The organism is Pseudomonas baetica, from assembly GCF_051216495.1.
In the GTDB taxonomy this organism is placed as follows: domain Bacteria; phylum Pseudomonadota; class Gammaproteobacteria; order Pseudomonadales; family Pseudomonadaceae; genus Aquipseudomonas; species Aquipseudomonas baetica_B.
On record NZ_JBPKAM010000150.1, the window covers coordinates 1 to 10,560 of the forward strand.

Annotated in this window: 11 protein-coding genes and 1 pseudogene; 7 read left to right on the plus strand and 5 right to left on the minus strand. The window is 61.9% G+C overall.

The features are described from left to right. Positions 1-243 precede the first annotated feature (243 nt). Both ACSFE6_RS29240 and ACSFE6_RS29245 read left to right on the plus strand, forming a co-directional pair. Positions 244-1,827, plus strand: a complete 1,584-nt coding sequence (locus ACSFE6_RS29240; protein ID WP_435430855.1) for an aldehyde dehydrogenase (NADP(+)) — start codon at positions 244-246, stop codon at positions 1,825-1,827. Positions 1,828-1,900: 73 nt separating this feature from the next. Then, entirely contained in the window at positions 1,901-2,830 is a 930-nt protein-coding gene (locus ACSFE6_RS29245) for a LysR family transcriptional regulator (protein WP_435430856.1), read from the plus strand. 138 nt (positions 2,831-2,968) lie between these two features. Here ACSFE6_RS29245 and ACSFE6_RS29250 read toward each other — a convergent pair whose 3' ends face one another. Next, positions 2,969-3,283 carry an NIPSNAP family protein gene (locus tag ACSFE6_RS29250; protein ID WP_150701430.1) on the minus strand — a complete coding sequence of 105 codons (315 nt, stop codon included), beginning with the start codon at positions 3,281-3,283 and terminating at the stop codon, positions 2,969-2,971. 13 nt (positions 3,284-3,296) lie between these two features. Then, positions 3,297-4,463, minus strand: a complete 1,167-nt coding sequence (locus ACSFE6_RS29255; protein WP_435430857.1) for an iron-containing alcohol dehydrogenase — start codon at positions 4,461-4,463, stop codon at positions 3,297-3,299. Between the two features lie 161 nt (positions 4,464-4,624). Between ACSFE6_RS29255 and ACSFE6_RS29260 the strand changes: the two genes are divergently transcribed. The 5 genes and pseudogenes from ACSFE6_RS29260 (at position 4,625) to ACSFE6_RS29280 (ending at position 8,864) form a co-directional block, all read left to right on the plus strand. Continuing rightward, positions 4,625-5,407 (plus strand): SDR family oxidoreductase, encoded by a 783-nt coding sequence (locus ACSFE6_RS29260; RefSeq protein WP_435430858.1) that lies wholly within the window; start codon positions 4,625-4,627, stop codon positions 5,405-5,407. 258 nt (positions 5,408-5,665) lie between these two features. Continuing rightward, positions 5,666-6,979 carry an MFS transporter gene (locus tag ACSFE6_RS29265; protein WP_435430859.1) on the plus strand — a complete coding sequence of 438 codons (1,314 nt, stop codon included), beginning with the start codon at positions 5,666-5,668 and terminating at the stop codon, positions 6,977-6,979. 1 nt (position 6,980) lies between these two features. Then, positions 6,981-8,081, plus strand: coding sequence for an NAD(P)/FAD-dependent oxidoreductase (locus tag ACSFE6_RS29270; RefSeq protein WP_435430860.1), 1,101 nt, complete (start codon positions 6,981-6,983; stop codon positions 8,079-8,081). Between the two features lie 17 nt (positions 8,082-8,098). Beyond that, a pseudogene (locus ACSFE6_RS29275) lies at positions 8,099-8,176 on the plus strand (outer membrane lipoprotein carrier protein LolA); the annotation flags it as partial. Positions 8,177-8,270: 94 nt separating this feature from the next. Then, the gene (locus tag ACSFE6_RS29280) at positions 8,271-8,864 is read left to right on the plus strand and encodes a DinB family protein (protein ID WP_435430861.1); all 594 of its coding nucleotides are present in this window, start codon (positions 8,271-8,273) and stop codon (positions 8,862-8,864) included. Here the strand turns inward: ACSFE6_RS29280 and ACSFE6_RS29285 are convergent. The 3 genes from ACSFE6_RS29285 to ACSFE6_RS29295 form a co-directional block, all read right to left on the minus strand. Beyond that, positions 8,785-9,705: a LysR substrate-binding domain-containing protein gene (locus ACSFE6_RS29285; protein WP_435430862.1), complete on the minus strand. Its 921-nt coding sequence runs from the start codon at positions 9,703-9,705 to the stop codon at positions 8,785-8,787. The genes ACSFE6_RS29280 and ACSFE6_RS29285 overlap by 80 nt on opposite strands. A gap of 150 nt (positions 9,706-9,855) precedes the next feature. After that, positions 9,856-10,140, minus strand: coding sequence for a DUF6124 family protein (locus tag ACSFE6_RS29290; protein WP_435430863.1), 285 nt, complete (start codon positions 10,138-10,140; stop codon positions 9,856-9,858). Between the two features lie 165 nt (positions 10,141-10,305). Beyond that, positions 10,306-10,560 (minus strand): hypothetical protein (locus tag ACSFE6_RS29295; RefSeq protein WP_435430864.1); only part of this gene is annotated, 255 nt, incomplete at its 5' end.

Consider the following 10,560-nt stretch of genomic DNA (forward strand, 5'->3'; position numbering starts at 1 on the left):
CCCCCCCCCCCTCCCCCCCCCCCCCCCCCCTCCCCCCCCCCCCCCCCCCCCCCCCCCCCCCCCCCCCCCCCCCCCCCCCCCACAAGGGATAGTGTCAGGCCGGGGGATGACGAATGCTCATCCCCCGACCCGATGTTGTCATTTGTTTGCCCCTGACCCCGGCCCCTAGAGTGAAGCGTGCGTTTTTGGCGCATCCCTTTCATTCGAGTCATCGCCTGCCGTACGCAGGCGAGGGAGTTTTTGATGTCCGATATTTTGGGCCAGCAGTTCATTGACGGGCAGCGCAGTGCCCTGGGCGGTGAGATCTTGCACAGCCTTGACGCCAGCACCGGGCAGGCGCTGCCTTATGCGTTCCATCAGGCCACCGAGCATGAAGTCGAACTCGCGGTCGCGGCGGCCACCCGTGCCTTCGCGCGGTTCCGTCAGTTATCGCCACAGCGCCGGGCCGAGTTTCTTGAGGCTATCGCTGAGGAAATGGATGATCTGGGCGACGATTTCATCCGTCTGGTGTGCCAGGAAACCGCGCTTCCAGAAGGGCGGATTCGCGGCGAACGAGGCCGCACCAGCGGTCAGTTGCGCCTGTTTGCCCACGTGCTGCGCCGTGGTGATTTTCTCGGTGCGCGGATTGACCAGGCACTGCCCGAACGCACGCCGCTACCACGGCCGGACCTGCGTCAGTACCGCATCGGTGTCGGTCCGGTTGCGGTGTTCGGCGCGAGCAATTTCCCCCTGGCGTTTTCCACCGCGGGCGGCGATACCGCATCGGCGCTGGCCGCGGGTTGCCCGGTGGTGTTCAAAGCCCACAGCGGGCACATGGCGACCGCCGATCGGGTGGCCAGCGCCATCGTGCGCGCAGCACAACGCACGGCCATGCCGTCGGGGGTGTTCAACATGATCTACGGTGCCGGTGTCGGCCAGGCGCTGGTCAAGGCCGAGGGCATCAAGGCTGTGGGTTTCACCGGTTCGCTCAAGGGCGGACGGGCCTTGGCCGATCTGGCCGCTGCGCGAGCGCAGCCGATTCCGGTGTTCGCCGAAATGTCGAGCATCAACCCGGTGATCTTATTGCCTGAAGCCTTGCGCAATCGAGGTGGAAAAATCGCCGAGGAATTGACGGCATCGGTCAATCTCGGCTGCGGCCAGTTCTGTACCAGCCCCGGTCTGATCATTGGCCTGCGCTCGCCGCAGTTCAGCGAATTCCTCGATACTCTCGCGCAAAACATGGGCGGCCAACCGGCGCAGACCATGCTCAATGCGGGAGCGCTGCGCAGTTATCGCACGGGCCTGCAACACATCGCGGCGCATGACCGGGTCGATCATCTGGCCGGTCAGCCTCAGGGCGATGTACAGGCGCAACCCCAACTATTCAAGGCCGATGTGCAGTTGTTGCTCGACGGCGATCCGCTGTTGCAGGAAGAGATCTTCGGCCCGGCCACTGTGGTGGTGGAAGTTGCCGATCAGCAACAGCTGCATGCGGTACTCGACAGCTTGCACGGTCAATTGACCGCAACGCTGATCGCCGAACCGGCGGACCTGGATCGCTTCGGCGAACTCTTGCCGTTGCTGGAGGACAAGGTCGGGCGGCTGCTGCTCAACGGTTACCCCACCGGGGTCGAAGTCAGCGACGCGATGGTACATGGCGGGCCTTGGCCGGCCACCTCCGACGCGCGCGGCACTTCGGTCGGCACCCTGGCCATCGATCGCTTTCTGCGACCTGTCTGTTACCAGAACTATCCTGATCAATACCTGCCCCCGGCCCTGCAAAACAGTAACCCGCTGGGCCTCGACCGACTGGTCGACGGCCAGTGGAGCACAGCGCCCCTGAGTTGATACGCCGCCCACGTCGGCGGCATGTCGGCGTGGGCCTTGACGGATTTGTACATTGAATCGAGCACCCAACGATATGGTTCCTTCCCTTGGCAGCATTGCTTCGCGTCTGCGCCTTAAACAACTCAGGTTGCTGATCGCCCTGGATGATCGCGGGTCCCTGCACAAGGCCGCCGAGCAGATTTCGATTTCCCAGTCCGGCGCCACCAAGGCGTTGCATGAAGTCGAGTCGTTGCTCGGCATGCCGCTGTTCGAACGTCAGCCAAAAGGCCTGGTGGCCAATGAAATGGGCCGTTGCATGATTCGTTATGCGAGGCTGATCTACAGCGACGTGGAACACCTGCGTGAGGACATGCTCAGCATCATGCGCGGGCAGGGCGGACGACTGTCGGTGGGAGTGATCATGGGCGCGGTGCCGTTGCTCACCCGCGCATTGACCGAGTTGCGCCTCAAGCAACCGGAGCTGTCGGTGGAACTGGTGGAAAACACCAGCGCGACCTTGCTCGGGCTGCTGGATCAGGGGCGTCTGGATTTGGCGATTTGCCGCACCAGCGTTGGCCAGCGCTCGGACGCCTATGACTGCATCGAACTGAGTGAAGAACCCCTGGCCGTAGTCGCGAGCAAGGATCACCCGCTGGCCCGTGTCGAGTCGCTGCAATTGTCGCAATTGAGTGATTATCGCTGGGTGGTCTATCCCAAGGACATGCCGATGCGCCAAGCGCTGGAACGTGAACTGAACGAAGCGGGGCTGGAGATTCCACGCTATCCGTTGGAAACCTCGTCAACCTTCGCCACCATTTTGCTGGTGCAACAGGACCCGACGTTGCTGGCGGTGATTCCGGTGGAAGTGGCGCAATTCTGCGAACAGCACGACTTACTGGTGAAACTGCCGGTGTCGATGCGCGCACTGATCGAACCTTACGGCGTGATCAGCCGGGCCGGCGCCGATCTGTCTCCGGCGGCGACGCTGCTGATTAATGAATTGCAACGGGACTTGACCATTTGATCACGATCTTGGCCCTTGCACCGTCCCTGTGGGAGCGGGCTTGCCCGCGATAGCGGTGTGTCAGAAACAACAGTGGCGACTGACACTCCCTCATCGCTGGCAAGCCAGCTCCCACAGGGTTTTGCGTTGGTTCCGGGGTTATTTGATCGGTGAAAACTGCGCCGGCATCAGCAGTTTCGATTCCATTTTTTCCAGCATTGGGAAGGCGATCGGCACGAAGCCTTCGAGCCAGTCCGGGTCCTGGTACAGGGCGGCGCGTTTCTTGATGCGGTCGTCCAGGCTCTCGTAGGCCCAGATGTGGATCACCTGGTTCAGCTCGCCGATTTCGGTGTACCACCAGCCCACCAGCGTGGTGTAGCGGGAGATCACCGGCAGGCCGTTTTCCTCGAAGTGTTTGAGGTAGGTTTGCATTTTTCCGATCTGGATGGTGTAGGTGCGCATTTCGTAGAACATGGTTTTGCTCGCTTCAGGAATGAATGCCGTGAAAGGCGTTGCTGATGATTCGCTCGACGTCGACGGCGGTGGTCAGGCGCGGGTTGACCAGCACGTTGCCGCTGCGCATCGAGTCGCTGACCATCTGCGGCATGTAGTCCAGGTCCACGCCCAGGTCCTTGATGGTGGCGGGGATGCCGATGGCCTTGTTCAGGGCCATGACGTGTTCCACCACTTTGCGGCCGGCGCGCACAGGGTCCAGGCCGTCGACGTTCTCGCCCATGGCCAGGGCGATTTCGCGGAACAGTTCCGGGCAGGCCGGCAGGTTGTATTCGATGACGTAGGGCAGCAGCGTCGCGTTGGCGATGCCATGGGGAATGTTGAACACGCCGCCGAAGGTGTGGGAAATCGCATGCACGTTGCCCAGTTTCGATTGGGCGAAGGCGACGCCGGCGAGGAAAGAACCGAGCAGCATCTGCTCACGGGCGTGCAGGTCTGATCCGGTGAAAAACGCTTTCGGCAGGTGTGTGCAGATCATCTTGATCGCTTGCAGGGCCAGGGCCTGGCTGATCGGGTTGGCCTGTTTCGACACGTAGGATTCGATGGCGTGGGTCAGGGCGTCCATGCCGGTGGCCGCGGTGATCGAGGCCGGCAGCTTGAGGGTCAGTTCGGCGTCGAGAATCGCCAGTTTCGGAAACAGCGCCGGGCTGATGATCACGGTCTTGAACAGGGTCTGGGTGTTGGTGAACACCGTGGACGCGGTGCATTCGCTGCCGGTGCCCGAGGTGGTCGGAATCGCGAAAATCGGCAGTGGCGGGTGCAGCAGTTTGTCGTAGCCCTCGTAATCGAGGATGTTGCCAGGGTTGGTGGCCATGGCCGCCACGCCTTTGGCAGTGTCGATGCTGCTACCGCCGCCGACGCCGATCACCGAGTCGCACTCATGTTTTCTCAGGAACGCCACGGCGCGCTCCAGCACGTCGGTGGTGGGGTTGGGCTCGACGCCGGCAAACACTTCATAGGCAATCTCGCTGGCCGCCAGCGAAGCAAAAAAGCTTTCCATCACGCCCGAGGCCATCAGCCCTTCGTCGGTGACCACCAGCAGTTTTTTTCGGACATGGGGCTTGAGCAAGGCCCCGGCCTGACGCACCAGGCCGTTGCCGCTTTTCAAGGTGGTGGGGAAGTAAAACTGGAACGGGTTCATGTGTGCCTCCGGCGTCGTTTCTTGTTCGTCGGCAAACAGTAATCAGCGTCGTAGAGCGCCGATAATGAAAAGGTCTGATCCTGCGATCACCCTTTGTCATCCCCCGGCGAGCAGGTAGGCAGTGGTAACGTGATCGCTTTGAAACCGTCAGGAGCATCGTCATGGATTTGGGTATTTCGGGGCGTTGGGCGATTGTCTGCGCCGCCAGCAAGGGCTTGGGCCTGGCCTGTGCGCGGGCCTTGGCGAAGGAGGGCGTGAACCTGGTGATCAATGCCCGTGGTGAGGAGACGTTGCAGGCGGCCGCTGTGGAATTGCGCAAGCTGGGCGTTGAAGTGCGCATCGTGGCCGGGGACATCAGCGAGCCGGCTGTTCGCGCAGGGGTTTTGGCGGCGTGCCCGCAGGTGGATATTCTGGTCAACAACGCCGGCGGACCGCCGCCCGGTGATTTCCGCGACTGGCAGCGCGAAGACTGGCTCAAGGCGCTGGACGCCAACATGCTCACGCCCATCGAACTGATCAAGGCGTGCGTCGATGGCATGGCCGAGCGCGGTTTCGGGCGCATCGTCAACATCACTTCCGGCGCAGTGAAGGCGCCGATCGATGTGCTCGGCCTGTCCAACGGCGCCCGCAGCGGCCTCACCGGTTTCATCGCCGGGCTGGCGCGTCAGGCGCGATTGGCGGGAAATAACGTCACGGTCAACAACCTGCTGCCGGGGCCATTCGACACCGAGCGCTTGCACAAGACCCTGGATGCTGCCGCCCAGGCCAATGGCACCAGTGTCGAAAGCATCGCCGAGCAGCGGCGCAAACACGTCCCGGCGCAGCGTTTTGGTCGGCCCGATGAATTCGGTGCGTATTGCGCGTTTATCTGTGGCGCCCAGTCCGGGTTTCTGACCGGGCAAAACCTGTTGCTCGATGGCGGCAGTTATCCCGGGACGTTCTGACTTATCTGTCCTTGTGGCGAGCGAGCTTGCTCGCGCTGGGCTGCGTAGCGGCCCAAAAATCCCCCAGTCATTGGGATTTTTGTGAGTGCTGCGCACTCAAGCGGGAGCAAGCTCCCTCGCCACGGATATCAAACGTTCTCGAAACTGTTTGGGGGATGACAGTTGGTGATCCCCCTATCAGATCCCATCATTATTCAGTCCTCGGAGCCGTGATTAGAGTGGGGCCGCTTGTTTCCACAACAATAAGAGCGCCCCCACATGAATAATCCGAGTGCCGAAAGCCTGTCATTGCCCGCCGCCTCCGCGACGATGCGCGCCACCAATGTACGCTGGCGAATCTTCCTCATCATGTTGATGCTGACCGCGATCAACTACATCGACCGCGCTTCGCTGTCGGTGGCGTTGCCGCTGATCTCCAGCGAATTCCAGATCCCGCCGGCCCTCGAAGGCCTGATGCTCAGCGCGTTTTTCTGGTCTTACGCCTTGATGCAAATCCCTGGCGGCATGCTGCTGGACCGCTTCCACACCCGCCGGGTGATCGTCGTCGCGACCGTGGCCTGGGGCGCGTTCCAGGCGTTGGCCGCCGGCGCGCACAACTGGATCACGTTGCTGATCACGCGCATGGGCCTTGGCGTCGCCGAGTCGCCGATCATGCCGGCCGGCGCCAAGCTCAACGGTGCCTGGCTGACCCCCAACGAACGCGGACGCGGCGCGGTGCTGGTCGACGGCGGCGCGCCGCTGGGCAGTGCCTTCGGCGCGATCATCATTGCCGGGCTGATCGCCTGGTTCGATTCCTGGCGCATCGCCTTCGTGATTGCTGGCGTCGGCACCATGCTCGCCGGTGTACTGGCCTGGAAATACATCCGCAACCATCCCAGCGAACACCCCGGCGTCAATGCCGCGGAACTGGCGCACATCACAGAGGGCAACGCCAAGGTCAGCCAACCCGGCGCAGTGACCAGCATCCCCTTCAGGGAACTGCTCAAGGACCGCTCGGTGCTGGCCATGTTCGCCGGTTACTGCTGCATCCTCAGCGTGTTCTACGGCCTGCTGACCTGGATGCCGAGCTACCTGCACCAGACCCATGGCCTGAACATTTCCGGCATGGGCGGCGCGACCTTCCTGATCTTCATGTGCGGTTTCGTCGGTGAACTGGTCGGCGGTTACCTGGGTGACAAATGGAAATCCAGCGGTGCCTCGCCGAACCTGGTGATGCGCAGCATGTTCAGCGGTTCGGCACTGGTGGCGGCGCTGTGTATGCTGGCGACGGCTTACACCGCCCAAGCGAGCCAGGCCATCGGCCTGCTGTGCGTGGCGATGTTTTTCATCCGCTGGTGCGGTATGTACTGGTGCATTCCGTCGATCCTCGGCGGCACCTCGAAAACCGGTGTACTGGCCGGGACCATGAACTTCTGCGGCAACATGGCCGGGGTGATCGTGCCGATCCTGATCGGTTTGATCGTGCAGTTCACCGGTTCGTATTTCCTGGTGCTGATCTTCTTCGTGGTCATGGCCATGTTGCTGGCGATATTCTCCAGCCTGATCGATTACCGGGAGCGAGGGCTGGTTTGACATGAGCATGGATATCGACTGCGTGGTGGTCGGGGCCGGGGTGGTGGGGCTGGCGGTGGCCAGGGCCCTGGCCATGAGCGGGCGCGAAGTGATTGTGGTCGAGGCCAGTGAGGGCATTGGCACGGGCATCAGTTCGCGCAACTCGGAAGTGATCCACGCCGGTATCTATTACCCGAGCGGCAGCCTCAAGGCGCAGTTGTGCGTGGAGGGCAAGCAACGCCTCTACGCCTTCTGCGACGAGCGCGGCGTCGGTTATCAGCGCCTTGGCAAGTTGATCGTCGCCACTGATGAGACGCAGCATTCGGCCCTGCAACGGTTGCTGGAGCAGGGCCGGTGCAATGGCGTCGATGACCTGCAATGGCTGGATGCCGCACAGGCGCGGAAGCTTGAACCGGCGTTGTCCTGCGTGGCCGCGCTGTGGTCGCCGTCCACCGGCATTGTCGATTCCCATGGGTTGATGCTGGCGCTGCAAGGCGATGCCGAAGCCCATGGTGCGTCGCTCGTCTTGCACACGCCTCTGTTGTCGGCGCGGTGCATCGATCAGGGGTTCGAGTTGCAGATGGGCGGCGCCGAGCCCATGACCTTGAGCTGTCGCGAGCTGATCAATTGTGCAGGGTTGTCCGCGCCCGAGGTGGCAAATGACATCGCTGGCTTACCCGCGCAGCACGTTCCCAAGGCGTACCTGTGCAAGGGCAGCTATTTCGCCTTCAGCGGCCGGGCGCCGTTCCGGCATCTGGTGTACCCGGCACCGGAAAGCGCCGGGCTGGGGGTGCACATGACCCTCGACCTCGCTGGCCAGGCGCGTTTCGGGCCGGACGTGGAGTGGGTCGACAGCGTTGATTATCGCGTGGATCCAGCCCGCGCCGACGGTTTTTATGAAGCGATCCGCCGGTACTGGCCAGGCCTGCCGGATAACAGCCTGCAACCGGCCTACAGCGGCATTCGCCCGAAAATCAGCGGACCGAACGACGCGGCCGCCGACTTTCGCATCAACGGACCGGCCGAGCATGGCGTACCGGGGCTGGTCAATCTGTTCGGCATCGAATCGCCGGGCCTGACCAGTTGCCTGGCGTTAGCGGATCGGGTGAGGGATCAACTGTAGGAGCGAGCTTGCTCGCGATGGTCGTCAACGATAACGCTGGGCACCTGACACCCCGCAGTGTTCTCGGGTTCATCGCGAGCAAGCTCGCTCCTACAGAGTAACGCTCATACCGATAATCAGTGCCTGCCGCCGCCTATCGCAGTTAGCGCTATCCTTGGAAGATGCGCTCTTCGCCATCGGAGTCATCTGATGATCAACGTACGCACTGCCCGCATGCTCGCCGACTACAAACAATGGGCTAACCGGCGTCTGTTCGACAACCTGGCGCAACTGCCACCGGGCGAAGTCGAAAAGGAACGCGCCGGGATCTTCAAAAACATGATCGGCACACTGAATCATATCTATGTGGTGGACTGTCTTTGGCAAGCCCACCTCGAAGGCCGAGGGCACGGCTTCACCACATCCCATGATGTGGTTTATCCCGCACTGACAGAACTGCGCCTGGCGCAACAGGATGTCGATCATTGGTATTGCGACTGGACCGCCCGGCAGACCGATGCCTCGCTGGACAGGCCCGTCAGGTTCACTTTCATTTCCGGGGAAAGCGGCACAATGAGTGCCGGCGCGATGCTGCTGCACGTGGTCAACCACGCCAGCTATCACAGGGGCTGGATCATCCAGATGTACTTCGAAATCCCGGCCATGCCGCCCATGACTGACCTGCCGATCTACATGCGCGAGACCGACCCGAGTTTCAATTCGCTCAATGCTCCGGTAGTGACGCCGACATGTGCTGCGCAATTCGCGAGCGCAACCAACGTTCTGCCGGATCGTTATCGTTGACGCCGTTCCAGACCATGGACAGTTCGGACAGGTTGATCTCGAAAGGCGCGTCGTCGGCGCGCAATTGAGTGCTGCCCCGGACTAGTGCGCAAGCCGCGTAATCCGGCACCGTCGCGAGCAGGTCGGTGCCGGCGAGCAAATCGCGCAGCCCGGCAAACTGCGGCACCGCCAGCACCACCCTACGCGAGCGACCGATCCGTGCCAGGTCGGTGTCGATGGCCCCGGTCAAGTCCCCGGAGAACGACACCAGCGCATGGGGGCGTTCGCAATACTCGTCCAGCGTCAGGGTGCCGGGGCGGTTGTCGCCGCGCAGAATCTTCACGCTCAAATCCCGCAGCTTCTTGCGCTTGGCATTGGCCGGCAACTCGGTGGTGTAGCTGATCCCGACGGAAATTTCCCCGGAAGCGAGCATCGGCGACATCAGCAGAAAATTCACCCGCCGCACCACGATCACCACGTTTTGCGCCTCTTCACGCAGTTGCTTGAGCAGGGGCGGGAACAGGCCGAACTCGGCATCGTCGGACAGGCCGATGCGAAACACGTCACGGCTGGTGGAGGGGTCGAAATCCTTGGCCCGGCTGACCGCACCGGAAATGGTGTCCATCGCCGGCTGCAACTCCTTGAGAATCGCCAGTGCCCGCTGGGTCGGCTCCAGCACCCGACCGTTGCGTACCAGCAACGGGTCATCGAACAAATCCCGCAAGCGGGCCAGTGCGGCACTGACGGCGGGCTGGCCGAGGAACAGCTTTTCACCGGCCCGTGTCAGGTTCTTTTCGAACATCAGGGTCTCGAAAATCACCAACAGGTTCATGTCCACGCGGCGCAGGTCGTTGCGGTTCATGGCGAGGTTCTCGCGGGTTGCAGAATTTCTTCAGTAAAGCACCAATCCCTGTGGGAGCGAGCCTGCTCGCGAAAGCGGTTTAACAGGCAAGCACGATGTCGCCTGACACTCCGTCTTCGCGAGCAGGCTCGCTCCCACAGGTTTTGCGTTTTATTCGGTGGGGGCGAGTCGATCCAGCGCCCGGTTCACCGCCAACTCTCCCAGCATGATGACCTGGGCGATGCCCAGCAGGGTGTTGCGGTGCGAGCCTTCCAGAAAACCTGCCAGGTCATTGGTCATGACACTGGCCGAGGCCAGTGATTCGCTGGCGTGGGCCAGCAGGGTTTCGGTGTCGATGTCCGGGTTGATGGTGAACATCGCGGAGGGTTTGTGGGGCGTGGCCATGATATGGGCGGCCAAGTCGGTTTCCGGGGGATTGGGCGTTGGTTTGAACATAGATGAAACTCCAGTACTTGCAGAATGGGAGCCATCACCTTTCGCTACCAAACGAATGGGGTGGTGGCCTTACGCAGGTTGGTAGACCGGAGTACTGGAACCGGCGCCTGCGAACAGGCCCTGCGCATGACCACCATAAAGCAGCCTTATGCGCAGTACTCCGGGCTACCAAACCCGATCGCTGTAGTTTTCAGCGACCGGCCAACGATAAAACCCGACCCCAAGGCGCACAAGCCGGCGGATTCTGGCGTAACCGTAGGCAACGACGCAAGGCGCTGTGGCTTTCAGGAAGTAAATCTGACGACGGTTAAACAAGACCTTAAACGTGAAATCTGCAGCGAACAAAAAGCCTGAAGCAACCCAGATTTCCTGTGGGAGCGAGCCTGCTCGCGAAAGCGGTTTAACTGGCAGGAATGATGT

Bases quoted from the DNA above. Each gene is read 5' to 3' on its own strand.
- ACSFE6_RS29240 (WP_435430855.1), top strand. From the start codon at position 244: ATGTCCGATATTTTGGGCCAGCAGTTCATTGACGGGCAGCGCAGTGCC.
- ACSFE6_RS29245 (WP_435430856.1), top strand. From the start codon at position 1,901: ATGGTTCCTTCCCTTGGCAGCATTGCTTCGCGTCTGCGCCTTAAACAA.
- ACSFE6_RS29250 (WP_150701430.1), bottom strand. From the start codon at position 3,283: ATGTTCTACGAAATGCGCACCTACACCATCCAGATCGGAAAAATGCAA.
- ACSFE6_RS29255 (WP_435430857.1), bottom strand. From the start codon at position 4,463: ATGAACCCGTTCCAGTTTTACTTCCCCACCACCTTGAAAAGCGGCAAC.
- ACSFE6_RS29260 (WP_435430858.1), top strand. From the start codon at position 4,625: ATGGATTTGGGTATTTCGGGGCGTTGGGCGATTGTCTGCGCCGCCAGC.
- ACSFE6_RS29265 (WP_435430859.1), top strand. From the start codon at position 5,666: ATGAATAATCCGAGTGCCGAAAGCCTGTCATTGCCCGCCGCCTCCGCG.
- ACSFE6_RS29270 (WP_435430860.1), top strand. From the start codon at position 6,981: ATGAGCATGGATATCGACTGCGTGGTGGTCGGGGCCGGGGTGGTGGGG.
- ACSFE6_RS29280 (WP_435430861.1), top strand. From the start codon at position 8,271: ATGATCAACGTACGCACTGCCCGCATGCTCGCCGACTACAAACAATGG.
- ACSFE6_RS29285 (WP_435430862.1), bottom strand. From the start codon at position 9,705: ATGAACCGCAACGACCTGCGCCGCGTGGACATGAACCTGTTGGTGATT.
- ACSFE6_RS29290 (WP_435430863.1), bottom strand. From the start codon at position 10,140: ATGTTCAAACCAACGCCCAATCCCCCGGAAACCGACTTGGCCGCCCAT.